This window comes from Alkalibacillus almallahensis (genome assembly GCF_011761495.1).
In the GTDB taxonomy this organism is placed as follows: domain Bacteria; phylum Bacillota; class Bacilli; order Bacillales; family Alkalibacillaceae; genus Alkalibacillus; species Alkalibacillus almallahensis.
The window spans coordinates 1-15805 of the sequence record NZ_JAASRU010000006.1 but is presented as its reverse complement, the minus strand read 5'-3'; the positions used below and the strand labels follow the sequence as shown (position 1 = coordinate 15805).

At 39.3% G+C, this 15805-nt stretch carries 19 protein-coding genes and 9 tRNA genes; 24 read left to right on the top strand and 4 right to left on the bottom strand.

Annotated features, from left to right (window positions below; genetic code table 11):
* Positions 1-16 precede the first annotated feature (16 nt).
* The 3 genes from FHR85_RS06525 to FHR85_RS06515 are packed head-to-tail and all read right to left on the bottom strand — an operon-like array spanning position 17 to position 2432.
* On the bottom strand, positions 17-877 hold the full coding sequence (locus FHR85_RS06525) for a DegV family protein (RefSeq protein ID WP_167262062.1): 861 nt from the start codon (positions 875-877) through the stop codon (positions 17-19).
* A 1-nt stretch (position 878) separates the two neighbouring features.
* Positions 879-1808: a DMT family transporter gene (locus FHR85_RS06520; protein ID WP_167262061.1), complete on the bottom strand. Its 930-nt coding sequence runs from the start codon at positions 1806-1808 to the stop codon at positions 879-881.
* A gap of 27 nt (positions 1809-1835) precedes the next feature.
* Positions 1836-2432 (bottom strand): rhomboid family intramembrane serine protease, encoded by a 597-nt coding sequence (locus FHR85_RS06515; RefSeq protein ID WP_167262060.1) that lies wholly within the window; start codon positions 2430-2432, stop codon positions 1836-1838.
* A gap of 91 nt (positions 2433-2523) precedes the next feature.
* Here FHR85_RS06515 and acpS point away from each other — a divergent pair, with 91 nt between their 5' ends.
* From acpS to FHR85_RS06445, 14 genes are all read left to right on the top strand, one after another.
* Positions 2524-2889 carry a holo-ACP synthase gene (acpS, locus tag FHR85_RS06510; protein ID WP_167262059.1) on the top strand — a complete coding sequence of 122 codons (366 nt, stop codon included), beginning with the start codon at positions 2524-2526 and terminating at the stop codon, positions 2887-2889.
* 145 nt (positions 2890-3034) lie between these two features.
* Entirely contained in the window at positions 3035-4054 is a 1020-nt protein-coding gene (locus FHR85_RS06505) for a LolA family protein (RefSeq protein WP_167262058.1), read from the top strand.
* 126 nt (positions 4055-4180) lie between these two features.
* On the top strand, positions 4181-5305 hold the full coding sequence (gene alr / locus FHR85_RS06500; protein ID WP_167262057.1) for an alanine racemase: 1125 nt from the start codon (positions 4181-4183) through the stop codon (positions 5303-5305).
* A gap of 107 nt (positions 5306-5412) precedes the next feature.
* On the top strand, positions 5413-5694 hold the full coding sequence (locus FHR85_RS06495) for an antitoxin (protein ID WP_167262056.1): 282 nt from the start codon (positions 5413-5415) through the stop codon (positions 5692-5694).
* A gap of 5 nt (positions 5695-5699) precedes the next feature.
* Positions 5700-6050, top strand: coding sequence for a type II toxin-antitoxin system PemK/MazF family toxin (locus FHR85_RS06490; RefSeq protein WP_167262055.1), 351 nt, complete (start codon positions 5700-5702; stop codon positions 6048-6050).
* A gap of 232 nt (positions 6051-6282) precedes the next feature.
* Positions 6283-7149 (top strand): STAS domain-containing protein, encoded by an 867-nt coding sequence (locus FHR85_RS06485; protein ID WP_167262054.1) that lies wholly within the window; start codon positions 6283-6285, stop codon positions 7147-7149.
* Positions 7150-7154: 5 nt separating this feature from the next.
* Entirely contained in the window at positions 7155-7514 is a 360-nt protein-coding gene (locus FHR85_RS06480; protein WP_167262053.1) for an STAS domain-containing protein, read from the top strand.
* A complete protein-coding gene (locus tag FHR85_RS06475) occupies positions 7514-7915 on the top strand; it encodes an anti-sigma regulatory factor (protein WP_167262052.1) in 402 nt (133 codons plus the stop codon). Before FHR85_RS06480 ends, FHR85_RS06475 begins: the two co-directional genes overlap by 1 nt.
* Positions 7916-7927: 12 nt before the next feature.
* The gene (locus tag FHR85_RS06470) at positions 7928-8938 is read left to right on the top strand and encodes a PP2C family protein-serine/threonine phosphatase (protein WP_279588349.1); all 1011 of its coding nucleotides are present in this window, start codon (positions 7928-7930) and stop codon (positions 8936-8938) included.
* A 64-nt stretch (positions 8939-9002) separates the two neighbouring features.
* Positions 9003-9332, top strand: coding sequence for an STAS domain-containing protein (locus tag FHR85_RS06465; RefSeq protein ID WP_167262051.1), 330 nt, complete (start codon positions 9003-9005; stop codon positions 9330-9332).
* A complete protein-coding gene (rsbW, locus tag FHR85_RS06460; RefSeq protein ID WP_167262050.1) occupies positions 9329-9811 on the top strand; it encodes an anti-sigma B factor RsbW in 483 nt (160 codons plus the stop codon). Before FHR85_RS06465 ends, rsbW begins: the two co-directional genes overlap by 4 nt.
* Positions 9783-10571 carry an RNA polymerase sigma factor SigB gene (gene sigB, locus FHR85_RS06455; RefSeq protein WP_167262049.1) on the top strand — a complete coding sequence of 263 codons (789 nt, stop codon included), beginning with the start codon at positions 9783-9785 and terminating at the stop codon, positions 10569-10571. Before rsbW ends, sigB begins: the two co-directional genes overlap by 29 nt.
* On the top strand, positions 10568-11173 hold the full coding sequence (locus tag FHR85_RS06450; protein ID WP_243864182.1) for a PP2C family serine/threonine-protein phosphatase: 606 nt from the start codon (positions 10568-10570) through the stop codon (positions 11171-11173). The genes sigB and FHR85_RS06450 overlap by 4 nt, the downstream gene beginning before the upstream one ends.
* Before the next feature lie 467 nt (positions 11174-11640).
* Entirely contained in the window at positions 11641-13806 is a 2166-nt protein-coding gene (locus tag FHR85_RS06445; RefSeq protein WP_167262048.1) for a helix-hairpin-helix domain-containing protein, read from the top strand.
* A 37-nt stretch (positions 13807-13843) separates the two neighbouring features.
* Here FHR85_RS06445 and cmpA read toward each other — a convergent pair whose 3' ends face one another.
* The gene (cmpA, locus tag FHR85_RS06440; RefSeq protein ID WP_167262047.1) at positions 13844-13954 is read right to left on the bottom strand and encodes a cortex morphogenetic protein CmpA; all 111 of its coding nucleotides are present in this window, start codon (positions 13952-13954) and stop codon (positions 13844-13846) included.
* 78 nt (positions 13955-14032) lie between these two features.
* Here cmpA and FHR85_RS06435 point away from each other — a divergent pair, with 78 nt between their 5' ends.
* The 10 genes from FHR85_RS06435 to FHR85_RS06390 all read left to right on the top strand — a co-directional run bounded on the left by FHR85_RS06435 (position 14033) and on the right by FHR85_RS06390 (position 15703).
* Complete coding sequence (locus tag FHR85_RS06435) at positions 14033-14488, top strand: SprT family protein (RefSeq protein ID WP_167262046.1); 456 nt, start codon at positions 14033-14035, stop codon at positions 14486-14488.
* 267 nt (positions 14489-14755) lie between these two features.
* Positions 14756-14830: transfer RNA gene (locus FHR85_RS06430), tRNA-Asn, on the top strand.
* Position 14831: 1 nt separating this feature from the next.
* Positions 14832-14922: transfer RNA gene (locus FHR85_RS06425), tRNA-Ser, on the top strand.
* A 7-nt stretch (positions 14923-14929) separates the two neighbouring features.
* Positions 14930-15001 (top strand) — tRNA-Glu (locus FHR85_RS06420).
* Positions 15002-15004: 3 nt separating this feature from the next.
* A tRNA-Asp gene (locus FHR85_RS06415) sits at positions 15005-15081 on the top strand.
* A gap of 13 nt (positions 15082-15094) precedes the next feature.
* Positions 15095-15169: transfer RNA gene (locus FHR85_RS06410), tRNA-Gln, on the top strand.
* Positions 15170-15296: 127 nt separating this feature from the next.
* Positions 15297-15382, top strand: a tRNA-Leu gene (locus FHR85_RS06405).
* 68 nt (positions 15383-15450) lie between these two features.
* Positions 15451-15527: transfer RNA gene (locus FHR85_RS06400), tRNA-Arg, on the top strand.
* A 19-nt stretch (positions 15528-15546) separates the two neighbouring features.
* Positions 15547-15620, top strand: a tRNA-Gly gene (locus tag FHR85_RS06395).
* Between the two features lie 5 nt (positions 15621-15625).
* Positions 15626-15703: transfer RNA gene (locus FHR85_RS06390), tRNA-Ile, on the top strand.
* The last annotated feature ends 102 nt before the right edge of the window (positions 15704-15805 follow it).

Sequence of the window (15805 nt, the reverse complement as noted above, 5' to 3'; positions counted from 1 at the left end):
GCTCGTCGTGCTTTATTTATTGATCATCACGTAAGAAGGAAATAACAAGTCCGCCTTCACCAGCATAATTGGCAATGAGTGGACCCATTTCAACGATGTACTCTTCATCTTGATGATAACGGTCTCTAATTTGGTCCATAATTTGCTTGGCTTTTGATTCACAACGGCTTTGTGACATGACAATTGTTTTGCCTTCAAGTGATTTAGTATATTCGCCAATTTGATCGACTAAACGACGAAGTGCTTTCTTCTCGCCACGTATTTTTTCAGTAACTTCAATTTCACCTTCTTCAGAGGCGCGCATAAGTAATTTGATATTTAATGTTTTAGCAATAGCACCGCGAAAACGATCGAGACGTCCGCCTTTAATTAAATTTTCAACCGTTCTAAGGGAGAAAAGCGTCACTGTGCGTTCAGCATTTTGTCGTGTTTGGTTAACAATGTCTTGAAACTCAAACTGTTTCATTTTGAGTTTAATAACTTCATTTAATAAGAGAGCCATTCCACATGAAGCACTTGTGGTATTAACAATCTCGATTTGTCGATCTGCATCCTCTTCAAGTAACATATCCCGTCCGATAACAGCGTTTTGATAAGTGGCGCTGATATTCTTGGATAAGGATAATAATAGAATCGGAGTGTTTGGATCAACAGATTTGAAAGCTTCATAGAAATCGTTCGGGCTTGGTGCTGATGTTTTGGCTAAATCATCTGTGTCACCAAGTTTTTCGTAAAATTGTTCTGTCGTTAAATCGACGCCTGCTTTATAGACGCCATCACTAAAATGAATGTTAAGTGGGATTGTTTTGACGTTAAACTTGTCTGCGAAACCTTGTGGCAGATCAACACCGCCATCGACCATTAGTTGAAAAGACATTTTATTCACCTCTATTTAATTGCTTATTTTGTCTTTCGTTAATTACTTTAACCTTTCGTTTCTTTGATGTACTAATAATAAATAACATTAAACCAACAATAACTATGGAACCACCTAAAAATTGTGACCACGTGACCAGTTCTCCTAGTACGAAATAGGCCAAGACTGAGGCGCCGACAGGTTCAAATAAAATCCCCATCGTAATCGTTGAAGCGCTCACCCATTTAATCGCCCAATTGAATAAAGTATGGCCAAAGAATGTTGGAATAATAGCTAATGCTAGAAAGACGAGCCATGTATCATTAGAATACCCTGTAAATGGTTGAGATAGTACTAGATTATACAAAATTAACGTAACAGAGCTAATACCATAGACGATAAAAGTATAGGTCATCAGTGATAGGCGTTGGCGAACGTTTTGTCCGAATAAGAAATAACCTGTAACCGCGATTGCTCCCATTAAGGCAAGGAAATTACCGAAGAGCGCCCAACCACTAATTTGAAAATCACCCCAACTAATGATCGCGCTACCTGTGAAGGCGATTAACATGCTCAGAACTGCCCCGCTAGTAAATCGTTCTTTGAAGAATAAATACGTTCCAATGAATGCGAAAATGGGTTGTGTCGTCACAAGAACAACTGAACTGGCAACAGATGTATGATTGAGTGATTCAAACCATAAGATGAAATGAAAAGCTAAAAACACACCTGCAGCAGCTGAGTAAATCCAATCACGCTTAGATATATTGCGGAATTCACCGATGTTTCTTAATAATACATACGGTAACATAATAATCACAGCTAGTAATAAGCGGTAGTTGGCAGTGATTGACGATGGAGCATCAGCGAGTCGAACAAATATAGCAGAGGTGGAAACAGCTAAAACGCCGATCACAATCGCTATATAAGGTGCAATTGTTTGTTTGTTCATCGTGTCACTCCTTATCTGTGATTCAACTTAAATGCGGAAATGCCCTTTATAACGAGCGAACAAAATCGGACCGAGTGCTAAACCTCCGATTAAGCCAAAAATATGAGCGTAAATATTAATGCCAGGTCTAAATGTTAAGACAACCCCAACAATAATGATCACAATAATGATTTGGCGACTATTAGCATCAATTAATTCGGGGCGCATTAATAATAAAAATAAGTAAATACCGAACAAGCCAAAAATAGCGCCTGAAGCACCTACATGAGCATAAGTCATCTCTGCTAAAAATAGTGTCACGACATTAGCCATTATGCCAACTGCAAGATATGCTAAAATGAATTTAATCCGACCGAGCATGACCTCTAAGGCAGGCCCGAAAATAATTAAACTAAACGTGTTAAATAATAGATGCATGGGTTCAAAGTGTGTGAAAATTGGCGTGACAAGCCGCCAGTATTGTTGGTCAAGTAAGATCGGTAAGTTCGAACCAACGATGAGTTCTCGGAAAGGCATAGATAGACTTGATATCATGAAGACAATGATATGGATTGCTACAAGGGTTGATATCACTGGGTAAAATTTAAGAAATTGCTTAAAGCTCTCTGTTCGTACGAAAAACATCCTTGTTAGCCTCGCTTTATTAAACACATTATTTCCTTTAAGAATACTAATCTTTTGCCAATCTTGCAATAAGAAAGACAGGTGAACAATCATGATCCAAGGTATTGGTGTTGATTTGACTGAAACGAAACGGATTCAAACGTTATTATGGCGACAACCTCGCCTGATCGAACGCGTATTAACTGAAAGAGAACGAAGCGTGTTATCACATTATACAAATGAAAAGCGTAGATTAGAGTTTATTGCTGGACGATTTGCTGCGAAAGAAGCATATAGTAAGGCAGCGGGGTGTGGCATAGGAAAAGATGTTTCATTCCAATCGATAGAATTACTTTCTAATGGTACTGGACGGCCTATAATTTATATTAATGGCGTTTATAGTCAACATGTCCATGTTTCGCTATCCCATAGTGATCACTATGTCATAGCTCAAGTAATTATTGAAGAGACTTCATAGCTCGTCTGCATATTCCAACTCCTTGTCTCATATAGTGTATTGCGGGTAACAAAAAGGTCTGATGTGCACATTGTCACCGCAACTGAATAGATTGCTTGTTTCTATGATACAAGCCATAAAACAATGAGACGGAGGAGTTGTTTGCATGAAAAGAAAACTAATGCTCTTTGTAACTGCGGTGGTTGCCGTAATGGTATTGACTGCCTGTGGTGAGGAGACAGTGGATGATGTCTTACAAGCATTAGACGACCAAGTAGCTGACATGTCAAGCTTTAAAGGGAAAGCTAGTATGACGATGTCGACTGGAGATGAGCCAGAGCAATATGAAGTGGACGTCATGCATAAGGCTGATGATTATTTCAAAGTGGTTATGAACAATGCTGAAGATGAAAAAGGAAATCAAGTGATTCTCAGAAATGATGAAGGTGTCTTTGTATTAACTCCTTCGATTAACAAGAGCTACAAATTTCAAAACGATTGGCCTAATCAACATAGTCAGCCGTATATGTACACATCGCTTGTGAATGACGTTTTGAATGATCGTGACCGAGAATTCCAAATGACAGATAACTACTATGTATTTAAGGTCAAAACGAATTACAAAGGTAATCAACAATTACCGTATCAAGAAGTCTATTTCCATAAGGACTCGTACAAGCCCGCTTTAGTTCGTGTACAAGATCAAAACGGTGAAACAATGGTAGAAGTTGACTTCGAATCATTTGAATTCAATACAGATATTGAAGATCGTGAATTTGATACAGATGAGAATTTATCTGAAGGAGCAGTCAGTGTTCCGACGATGACAGAATTAGAGGAACAAGAAGCGACTGTTTACAAACCTAATTTCGTCCCAGAAGGTGTCGAATTAGCGAAGGAAGAAGTTATTGAATTTGAAAATGGTGAACGCGTCATGATGTCTTATGAAGGCGAGAAACCATTCACTATCGTTCAAGAACAATTCGAATCCTATCCGACAAGCCTGCAAGTCCCTGTTACTGCAAGTGGTGACATGGTTGATTTAGGGTTTGCTGTTGGTCATTTAAATAATCATTCACTTGAATGGCAATATGAAGGAAACCGCTTTGTGATCGCGAGTGACTCATTAACTGTAGATGAAATGATTCAAGTGGCTCAATCTGTTGATCAACAAGTTGTGAAGTAAAGCGAGTGATTAGATCAACCCGTCTTTAAGGCGGGTTTTTATTTTAGGAAGGTTCGTGATTGACAGCCTGCAATTTAGCGGTAGATAATATCAATAACAAACATTCAAGAAAAAGAAGGGTCCTAGATGACGCAATCATTTTACCGTGATACGTGGGCTGATATTGATTTAGACGCGATCCGGTTTAATATGAAGCAAATGAAGAACCGATATCCATCACCTAAAAAAGTATACGCTGTAGTTAAGGCTAATGCTTATGGACATGGTGATGTTGAAGTAGCGCAAGCGGCTTTGGAAGCGGGGGCTGATCAACTTGCGGTTGCTTTGCTTGATGAAGCGGTCCATTTACGAAAACAGTTTCCAGAAGTACCGATTCTTATATTGGGTAGGATTCGTCCGGAACAAGCACCTGTTGCGGCAGAACACAATTTAATGGTGACAATCTTTCAATCGGAATGGGTTTTAAAAGCAGATCAATACTTGGATGAACCGTTACACGTTCACCTTAAAATTGATACAGGTATGAACCGTCAAGGTATAAAGTCGGCTGATGAAGCGTATGCTTTATTAACAACGATGAAATCAACATCCTTAGTTTTAAAAGGGGTCTATTCTCATCTTGCAACAGCTGATGAAGACGAACGACTCTTGCTAGAAACGCAAATGACACGCTTTCAGCAATATATCACAGAATTCCAAGATTACTTGACTGATGAAATAGAAGTTCATCTAGGTAATTCAGCGGGAGCAATGCGTTTTCCGGAATCAATGTATGACGCTGTTCGGTTTGGGATTGGTATGTATGGCTTGTATCCTTCTGATCTAGTACGCGATGAAACTAAGATTCCATTAAAACCCGCATTTTCACTACAGAGCCGATTGATCCATGTTAAACAAATTGAACCAGGTGAAACGATTAGTTATGGAGCGACTTATACCGCTCGGGAGAAAGAATGGATTGGTACGGTTCCATTGGGATATGGTGATGGCTGGATTCGTAAATTACAAGGATTTCATGTTCTAGTAAACGGCAATAAATATCCGATTGTTGGCCGGGTCTGCATGGACCAATTTATGGTGAAACTTGATCAACATTTTCCAGTTGACACACCAGTAGTTATTATTGGTGAACAACAAGGGAACGCTGTCACAACAGACGATGTGGCAAGGCATTCAGATACAATCAACTATGAAATTCCTTGTATGATTAACCAGCGTGTTCCGAGAGTTTATCATAACGTGAATAGATGAAATAGCGTCAAAATCCCATTTTATTCGTAATTTCGCTTTACGAAACTTAGCGAATAATGTTATGCTACTTACAGATTTGCTGTTCGTAAATTGTTGGGGGTGTAAGGATGTCTGATAATTCACAAGAGGTGGTTGTCGAACTGCCGATGTCTTTACTTAATGAGTGCGATGAATTAGTTGGCTCAGAGCAAGATCACTCTAATCATCAAGAACTCATTTTGCAGGCTGTTCACAGCTACGTCAAAGAAGAGAAGAAACGTCAAATCAAAGAAAAGATGCGCCGTGGTTACGTAGAAATGAAAAATATCAACTTAGATATCGCATCTGAAGCTTTCCAAGCTGAAGAGGAGGCTGAAACCACTCTTGAGCGCTTAGTGAGTGGGGTGTAAATAACTTGTACGTTAAACGAGGCGATGTCTACTACGCAGACTTGACGCCCGTAGTAGGATCTGAACAAGGCGGTGTTCGCCCGGTTCTTATTATACAAAACAATATTGGAAATCGTTTTAGTCCAACCGTCATCGTAGCAGCAATTACAGCACAAATACAAAAAGCAAAACTACCGACACACGTCGAAATTGACTCTGAAAAGTACGAATTTGAACGAGATTCGGTTATTTTGCTGGAACAAATACGAACAATCGACAAACAGCGTTTAACTGATCAAATTACAACGTTAGACGAATTTTTGATGGGACAAGTCGATGACGCCTTGCAAATTAGCCTTGGACTTATGGATTTATAATTCATCATATGAACCACCTATTGTTTGCAATAGGTGGTTTTTCATGTGTATGGTGGTACATGATTATTGGCTATTTTATGTAATTAGCTGTCATGACTTTATGTTTCTTGAAATTAAAGATATAATAAGCACAAGTGCGTAAAAGGCTTAAATTTTCTGAAAAATGTAGAAAATGATATAATTTAATGGTAAATTGATAATAATAGTCTATTTATGGAGGTATTGGAACGACATGAACGTAAAAGAAGTTGTATTAGAGAATAGTGATCAGTTAATTGATCGCTGGATTAGTCAGTTGGAGAACGACTCATTACAAGATTACACATCAACAATTTCTGGTGACATGGTTGAGCAAATGAATAAAGAATTTGCTGAAGTTGTCATGCAGAGCTTGAAAGAAGAGAATAATCAACTTGAAGCTTTAGATCAATTTGCTGAGAAGGTTGTTAATTTAGGTTGGCCGTTTGGTTACATTGCTGAAGGACTTCAAGCGTTTCGTACGGAAAGTACTAAGTTCGTACTTGATCAATTAGAAACTGATAAAAAGGACGAATTTGTTGAAGTAATGGAACGTGTGAACAATTGGATTGATCCACTGAAGATTCGATTAATGAATCAATATTCGACTAATTGGAACAATATTCTATCGATGCAGAAATTAGCGTTAGAAGAATTATCAGCGCCACTTATTCCTGTAATGGACGAGATTACGGTTATGCCATTAGTAGGTACGATTGATACTGACCGCGCGAAACTAATCATGGAAAATTTATTAAATGGTGTCGTAAAAAATCGCACAGACGTTGTATTAATTGATATTACGGGAGTTCCTGTAGTCGATACGATGGTCGCGCACCATATTATTCAAGCAGCTGAAGCGGTAAGATTGCTCGGAGCAACCTGTATTTTAGTTGGCATTCGTCCAGAAATTGCGCAGACTATTGTGAATCTAGGTATTGATTTAAGTCAATTCCCAACGAAAAGCTCACTTAAGAAAGGATTCGAGACAGCTCTTCAAATGACAGAGCAACAAATCGTCTCAAAGGATTCTAGATCAGAAGATATTGAAGAAATATTAGATTCAGTCGGGAAGGAGTAATTGAGTTGCGTGTACCTATTCTAAAACTCCATAATTATTTATTAGTTTCCATTCAAATTGAATTAGATGACCAAACAGCTATGAAATTCCAAGAAGACTTACTAGGTAAAATACATGATACTGGTGCGTCAGGTGTAGTAATCGACTTAACATCAGTCGAAGTCGTAGATTCATTTATCGCAAAAGTATTTGGGGATGTCGTTTCCATGGCTGATTTGATGGGTGCTAAAGTCGTATTTACTGGTGTCCAACCAGCGGTGTCGATGACATTAATTGAACTAGGCATATATTTAAAGGAGGTACCGACTGCACTCGATCTGGAGCAGGGTATTATTAAGTTAAGACAAGAATTGGAGGAGAAGTGATGAAGGGAACTCTATCCTCTGTTGTTATTAAGCAAGAATGGGATATTGTCGGTGCAAGACAAGCAGGCAGACAAGTGTCGCAAGACCTAGGTTTTGGTTCGGTTGATCAAGCTCGAATTGCGACGGCTATCTCAGAATTAGCACGTAACATTTATTTGTACACTGAAGAAGGTGAAATTACATTTGAAGAAGTGCGTGACATCCCTAAAGTTGGTTTAAAGATTATAGCACAAGATCAAGGCCCTGGTATTAAAGATTTAAGTGCCGTTATGAGAGACGGTTACTCAACATCGGGCGGCTTAGGCGCTGGTTTACCTGGCGTTAAGCGTTTGATGGACCATTTTGATCTAGAATCTGATGAAAATGGAACCAAGGTGACCGCGATTAAGTGGGCTCGGTAGGAGGGGTACGTTTTGAGCTCAATCGAATCTGATATGCAGAACTATAAAGAGTTATTATCGCAATATTTACAAACGCGTGATGAAGCCATTTTATATCAAGCTGAACAATTCAGTAAACAATCGATTCAACAAAATATATCTCCAGACGAAATCGTAAATGTACATTATGAAGCTTTGGAAGAAGTCATGCCTAATATGGGCGAACGTGTGCGTGATTCATTCCAGTTTTTGATTGAAACAATGATTGCTTATGGCTTAGCTTACCAAGAACATCAAGTTCTTAGAGAGAAACAAATCGAATTACGTTCGGAAATTGGTGTAGCGGCTAATATGCAAGAAACATTGTTGAAAACTACTGTACCATCTGATGAAAAAGTTGACATTGGGGTGAAATCAGTACCAGCAAAAGAAATGAACGGAGATTATCATCATTTTATTAAAGATGAAGATGGAAATATCGGGATCGCCATTGCAGATGTAATCGGAAAAGGCGTTCCAGCTGCTTTTTGCATGTCGATGATTAAGTTTGCGATGGAAAGTTTTTCAGAGAACGAAATCAATCCACAACGTGTATTAGATTCCTTGAATCGAGTGGTCGGTCGTAACGTAGAAGAAGGCATGTTCGTGACGATGTTTTATGGATTTTACGATACAACTGACCATCAATTTTATTATTCTTCGGCAGGTCATGAACCATGCTACATACTAAGGTATGATACAGGTGAATTCGAGGAAATTGATGCAAAGGGTCTTCTGTTAGGCGTGAGTGGTGAAGTTTCATATGAAGAACGCCAAGTTGACGTCCGATCAGGCGATTTAATTATTTTGCTGACAGACGGCGTGACTGAATGCAGAGTGGATGGACGTTTTATTGAACAAGAAGAAGTTCTAGATATTATAAATCAGTTCGCACACCTAGATGCTCAAGGCATTGTAGAAGGTGTGTTTAAATATTTTGAACGTCTACAAGATTTTCAACTACGTGATGACTTCACGTTACTTGTCATAAAAAGAAAAGATTAGTATGTTTGAGTAATAACTGAAACGGGTATGAATGCTTAAAGAGATTAAGAATGGGGGATTAATGATGAATTTACATATCGATGATCATCTTGAACAAGATGTGGGTGTATTAAAACTATCAGGTGAAATCGATGCTTATACTGCTCCACAACTGAAAGAAAAGTTACTAAGTTTAGTAGAGGAAAAACAAAAAGTTGAAGTTGATTTACTTAAAGTAAGTTACATGGACAGTACAGGATTAGGCGTCTTTATTAGTGCGCTGAAATTATCGAAAGAAAAAGGTCATGAATTTAAGTTAGTGAATTTACAAGAGAATGTCTATCGATTATTCAATATTACTGGTTTAAATGAAGTGATCAATATTGAAAATACAGTTGAGGGTGAAATAACATGAAGCAAGCTTTCGATTTTGTTGAGATGAAACTGCCGGCTAAATCAGAATTCGTTGGTGTTTTAAGGCTTACAATCTCTGGCCTCGCTAACCGTATGGGTTTTTCTTATGAAGAAATTGAGGATTTGAAAGTAGCGACATCCGAAGCGATCACGAATGCAGTAAACCATGCCTATTATGATGAAGACACAGGTGAAGTGACGATTGGGTTTGGTATGTATGATGATCGTATTGAAATCATGATTGCTGATCGTGGTGGCAGTTTTGATTTGAAAGAAATCCGCGAACAAATTGGTCCATATAATGATGGAGAAACTTCAGTAGAAGAAATGCGAGAAGGAGGTTTCGGTCTTTTCTTAATTGATGCCCTAATGGATAAAGTCGAAATTAACAATAATCATGGTGTTATTGTCATCATGACGAAGTTCTTGTATGAAAATGAGGTGGGGCAGAATGACGACCAAATCTCAACAACACAATAATGAGGAAGATATTTACGAACTCATCACGTACTTGCATAACCATCCAGAAGACGAGGAAATTCAAGAACGGATCATATACCAATATGAGAATTTGGTGCATTCTCTAGCAAAAAAGTACTCTAAGAACAGTGAAATCCATGAAGACTTAGTACAAGTCGGGATGCTAGGTTTAATGGCTGCAATCAGACGATATGATGGCTCTTATGGTAAATCGTTTGAATCATTTGCTGTTCCCACAATTATAGGTGAAATCAAGCGGTTTATTCGGGACAAGACATGGAGTGTACATGTGCCTAGACGTATTAAAGAATTGGGCCCGAAAATTAAAGCAGCCGTTGAAGAGTTGACGACTGATCACCAAGAGTCGCCATCTGTACGCGAGATTGCGGATTATTTAAATGCTAGTGAAGAAGAAGTGCTAGAAACTATGGAAATGAGCAAAAGCTACAATGCACTATCAACTGATAGACAAATTGAAGCTGATGCGGATGGTAGTACAGTGACGATATTGGATCTTGTAGGGCAACAAGATGAAGGTTATGAACAAATCGACCATAAATTGCTTATAGAAAAGATGTTACCATTATTGAGTGATCGTGAACGTGAAATCCTTGAATGTACGTACTTTGAGAATTTAAGCCAAAAAGAAACTGGTGAACGATTAGGCTTATCGCAAATGCACGTATCACGCCTGCAAAGACGTGCCTTAAGGAAATTAAGAGAGTCAATGAGTGAAGAAGACTTGGAGGTTTTATTTTGATTGAAAAGCGAGACCGTATGGAGGTTGCGACTTTTCAAAAACCGAAGAAAGGTAACTATCACTCAGGTGACTCTTTTTTTTATCACGAAACAGAAGATGGTTTTTTCTGTGCCCTGTCAGATGGGTTAGGCAGTGGTGAGATTGCAAAGAAATCAGCAGATGCTGTCATTGAAGTCATTAAACACCATCATGATGAGCCTTTAGAACAGATTATAGAAAAAGCAAATCATGTTTTATTCGGCCAAGAATTACGTGGTTGTGTTTTAGGGTTGTTGAAAATCAATTACCATGAAAACACTTTTTCTTATGCTTTAGTCGGGAATATCAGTGTTTTTATGGTGAATGCTGAAGGTAAAAAACAACGGAATATCCCAGTTCCTGGTTATCTATCAGGTGTGGATGCACCAGTTCATGTTCATACCAAACCACTTGAACCAGGTGCCTTATTCTTTATGTTTTCAGATGGTGTTAACGAACAACAATTAACAAAGGAATTCTACAATCAGAATTCAATGGATTTAACAGTGGAATGGTTTAACTTACAACAAGATGAGTATATGGAAGATGATACAACATTAATAGCCATGAAGTATCTTGGCTAAAAAGAGGTAGCAGAGTGCTGCCTCTTTTTTTGTATTAGTCTCTGTTAAATCTTAACGTTGATTAGAAATATTAAGGTAAATGCTTAGTTGTTGTATTGTGATGAGCGTAGGTGGCGACTCCTACGGGAACAGCACGTGTCTCGAGACCCCCAGAGGCCCACAGGATGTGGGTCACTTCGGCGTTCGGACAGGACGTCCGGTATTTAGCCGAAGATCCTTTAGTTGCCGAGGGATGCACCTGCGTCTTCTAGCAAAGCTTCGAAGCATGCTTTCTCGGTGCAAGTTCCAAGGAAGCTTACTCGATGTAGTTGCCTGGCTCGAGCCGTGCCCGTGGAAAGCGTCCACCGAAAGCGATTCACAATAACAACAACGGACTTTGACAAAACCTTGTATTATAGGCCTATATGTGATGTGCGTTGATTTTTGTTATACTTTAAAAGGATTATGATTTGAGGAGGAAGACGAACGTGACAGAAGTTAAAACACAACTAATCGATGTTGTTTCAAAACAAGTAAAACTAGATCAATCGATTGTTCAAACCGTTGTTCAATTATTATCAGACGGCAATACGGTCCCGTTTATCGCCCGTTACCGTAAAGAACAAACTAAAGGATTAGATGAAACAGAAATCCAAGCGATTCAAGAAACTTACGATTACCAAGAACAATTACACGAAAGAAAAGAAGAAGTCATTCGTTTAATAAACGAACAAGGAAAGCTAACTGATGAATTAAAACAAGACATTATGAAAGCAACAAAACTGCAGCGAGTGGAAGATTTATACCGCCCTTATAAGCAAAAACGACGGACTCGCGCGACGATTGCCAAGGAAAAAGGTCTTGAGCCACTGGCATTAAAAGTATGGGCACAACAAGGTATGAATGTACGCCAGGAGGCAGAGAGTTTTCTTTCTGAGGAAAATGAGTTGCCTGATGTGGATGCTGTCATTCAAGGTGTTAATGACATTATAGCTGAGTGGATTTCGGATGAACCGGCATTCCGTGATGATATTCGTGCATTTACATACCATCATGGGTTACTTCAAACTGAGTTGAAGAAGAACGCCGAAGACGAACAAGAGATTTATCAGATGTACTACGAATATGAAGAGCCTATTCGTAAAATCGTGCCTCACCGCGTGTTGGCAGTAAATCGTGGCGAAAAAGAAAAAGTCCTAAAAGTATCAATTGAGCCACCTGCGGATAAAGTGTTGGATTATCTTAAACGAGCGGTTATTCGTAATCAAGATACAGAAGAGGCACAACTCATTGACGAAGCGATTCAAGATAGTTATAAACGTTTAATCCAACCATCGATCGAGCGTGATATCCGTACGTCTTTAACGGACGATGCTGAAGAGCATGCTATTGATATTTTTGCGAAGAACTTACGCAACTTACTCTTGCAGCCACCATTAAAAGGTAAAACAATTCTAGGCGTTGATCCGGCTTTTCGTACAGGTTGTAAGTTGTCAGTCGTCGAAGATACAGGACAAATGCAAGAAGTAGATGTCATGTATCCTACAGCGCCTAAGAAAGATGTAGAAGGTGCCGAGAAGAAAGTGTTGCAGTTTTTAAATAAATATCCGATCGAATTAATTGCGATTGGGAATGGGACAGCTTCACGTGAGACGGAACAGTTCATTGCTGATGTGATTCAAAAGCATAATCTAGATGTCGCTTATTTAATCGTAAATGAAGCGGGCGCGAGTGTGTATTCAGCGTCAAAATTAGCCCGGGAAGAGTTTCCTGACTTACAAGTTGAAGAACGTTCAGCGGTTTCGATTGCAAGACGCGTGCAAGATCCATTAAGTGAGCTTGTTAAAATTGATCCGAAATCAATCGGTGTAGGTCAGTATCAACACGATGTTAGTCAGAAGAAGCTGGCGAACTCCCTACAATTTGTTGTTGAAACAGCAGTAAACCAAGTGGGTGTTAACGTAAATACAGCGTCATCTTCATTACTACAATATATTTCAGGCTTAAATAAAACAGTTGCCAATAATATCGTCGCTTATCGTGAAGAAAATGGACGGTTTTCAGATCGCAAACAGATCAAGAAAGTACCGCGTCTAGGTGATAAAACATATGAGCAAGCGATTGGTTTCTTAAGAATTTTGGACGGCAATCAACCACTTGACCGCACATCCATTCACCCTGAAAGTTATGATGTGACAAAACAATTATTAGCTAATAATGATATGACGGTAGAAGCCATTGGAACAGAAGAGATTCGCCAAACATTAGGCGAAAAATCATTAGAGCAATTAGGTGAAGGTTTAGATGTTGGTCGTTTAACATTACAAGATATTGTAGAAGATTTGAAAAAACCAAATCGTGACCCGCGTGATGAACTGCCCAAACCTTTACTGAAAACGAATGTTTTATCCATGGAAGACTTAGAACAGGGGATGGAGTTACAAGGAACAGTACGGAATGTTGTGGATTTCGGTGCATTTGTGGATATTGGCGTGAAACAAGATGGATTAGTTCACGTATCAAAACTGTCTAATCAGTTTGTCCGTAATCCGTTAGATGTGGTAGCAGTTGGTGATATCGTCACTGTATGGATTGAAGAAGTCGATGAGAAACGACAGCGCATTGCCCTAACGATGATTCCGATGACAAGTTAATTTGAATGGACCTGCGAGCACGGGGATGTTCGCAGGTTTATTCTATATCAAGTTTATAATAGTACCAACATTGATTGAGTGTCACTATTTGCCGTTTATTTTTATTGGCGAAAGCGCGTTGTAATTGTAGCTGTAACCAATTAGGCATAAACATCACCTACAATCGTTTTATTCTATTATATGTAGGTTATATAAAGATGATAATTCTAGAAAAGAGTGATTTTCCTTGGACGAACATAGATTGCACAAACTCACAGTTGATTTATCTAATCGCTATTTTCAAAAACCATTCAAAGATCACATTATCTTTAACAGCAGACTCCGAACGACAGGTGGACGTTATGTTCCTAAGACTCGTACCATCGAAATTAACCCCAAATACTTAGGTGAGCTAGGGGAAGATGCATTGATTGGTATTATTAAACACGAGCTTTGCCATTATCACCTACATATTGAAGGCAAACCATTTCATCATCGTAGTCACGAATTCCGTGAGCTAATGAAACAAACAGATTCCCCGCGGTTTTGTGAACAGCTTCCATCAGAAGTGAGTAAGCAGCGACTACAATATAAATGTACAGATTGCGATTTAATCTTTGAACGAAAGAGACGAGTTAACACACAACAATATCGTTGTGGTAAGTGTGGAGGCCGTATTAAACAATTGGTTTCAGGTGATTGACAATCATTTTAGTTAAATGATACATTATGAAAGCTGTCAAAAATACGGAGCAAAAAGTTCACTCGAAAATATACTATTTTCTTTTTAACTAATTGACAGGAAAATAAAGATGTTATATGATACTAAATGTCGCTGAAAAACGTCAGCGTTTTACACCATGAAATAGCAACATTGAAAACGAAATAAAATGTAAAAAAACACTTTACATGAATGGCGAAACAATTTATAATAATTTCTGCATTGAGCCAATTCACACTTTGAAAATATTCCAGCGTAGCTCAGAGGTAGAGCAATCGGCTGTTAACCGATTGGTCGCAGGTTCGAATCCTGCCGCTGGAGCCATGGAGAAGTACCCAAGTGGCTGAAGGGACACCCCTGCTAAGGGTGCAGGTCGCGTAAGCGGCGCGAGGGTTCAAATCCCTCCTTCTCCGCCATTAAAATGGCCCGTTGGTCAAGTGGTTAAGACACTGCCCTTTCACGGCAGTAACACGGGTTCGAATCCCGTACGGGTCACTTGGTCCGGTAGTTCAGTTGGTTAGAATGCCTGCCTGTCACGCAGGAGGTCGCGGGTTCGAGTCCCGTCCGGACCGCCATTTTATATTACGTTGGGCCATGGCCAAGCGGTAAGGCAACGGCTTTTGGTGCCGTCATGCGTAGGTTCGAATCCTACTGGCCCAGCCAATATTTTTTACAATTCAATAAATGAAATTAAGTCTTTTTTTATGTCTTTTAATCAATAGATTGATTTTATAGAATAAGGGTAAGGTCATTCTAAGAGGATCTATTGAACTTTCTAAGCCTATCACTTGCGGCCGTGGCGGAACGGCAGACGCGCTAGGTTGAGGGCCTAGTGGGGTTTTCCCCGTGGAGGTTCAAATCCTCTCGGCCGCACCATTTAACAAACTTAATTTTATCCTTGCAATCACTTATTATATTTGATATTATAGTGGTTGTCGCAATAAGCGCCCGTAGCTCAATTGGACAGAGCGTTTGACTACGGATCAAGAGGCTAGGGGTTCGACTCCTCTCGGGCGCACCATTTATAGATAATAGATCTTGCGGGTGTAGTTTAATGGTAAAACCTCAGCCTTCCAAGCTGATGTTGTGGGTTCGATTCCCATCACCCGCTCCATATATGGGCCTGTAGCTCAGTTCGGTTAGAGCGCACGCCTGATAAGCGTGAGGTCGGTGGTTCAAGTCCACTCAGGCCCACCATATAAATACATCGAACCTTGAAAACTAAACAAAATAGCCTGTCGTCAATTCGTTTTTCTTCTTATTTGTTAATAGGAAGGAAGCGGAGACGAAATGAAGAAA

Coding starts and splice junctions, on each gene's coding strand:
- FHR85_RS06525 (WP_167262062.1), bottom strand. CDS start 877: ATGTCTTTTCAACTAATGGTCGATGGCGGTGTTGATCTGCCACAAGGT.
- FHR85_RS06520 (WP_167262061.1), bottom strand. CDS start 1,808: ATGAACAAACAAACAATTGCACCTTATATAGCGATTGTGATCGGCGTT.
- FHR85_RS06515 (WP_167262060.1), bottom strand. CDS start 2,432: ATGTTTTTCGTACGAACAGAGAGCTTTAAGCAATTTCTTAAATTTTAC.
- acpS (WP_167262059.1), top strand. CDS start 2,524: ATGATCCAAGGTATTGGTGTTGATTTGACTGAAACGAAACGGATTCAA.
- FHR85_RS06505 (WP_167262058.1), top strand. CDS start 3,035: ATGAAAAGAAAACTAATGCTCTTTGTAACTGCGGTGGTTGCCGTAATG.
- alr (WP_167262057.1), top strand. CDS start 4,181: ATGACGCAATCATTTTACCGTGATACGTGGGCTGATATTGATTTAGAC.
- FHR85_RS06495 (WP_167262056.1), top strand. CDS start 5,413: ATGTCTGATAATTCACAAGAGGTGGTTGTCGAACTGCCGATGTCTTTA.
- FHR85_RS06485 (WP_167262054.1), top strand. CDS start 6,283: ATGAACGTAAAAGAAGTTGTATTAGAGAATAGTGATCAGTTAATTGAT.
- FHR85_RS06475 (WP_167262052.1), top strand. CDS start 7,514: ATGAAGGGAACTCTATCCTCTGTTGTTATTAAGCAAGAATGGGATATT.
- FHR85_RS06465 (WP_167262051.1), top strand. CDS start 9,003: ATGAATTTACATATCGATGATCATCTTGAACAAGATGTGGGTGTATTA.
- rsbW (WP_167262050.1), top strand. CDS start 9,329: ATGAAGCAAGCTTTCGATTTTGTTGAGATGAAACTGCCGGCTAAATCA.
- sigB (WP_167262049.1), top strand. CDS start 9,783: ATGACGACCAAATCTCAACAACACAATAATGAGGAAGATATTTACGAA.
- cmpA (WP_167262047.1), bottom strand. CDS start 13,954: ATGCCTAATTGGTTACAGCTACAATTACAACGCGCTTTCGCCAATAAA.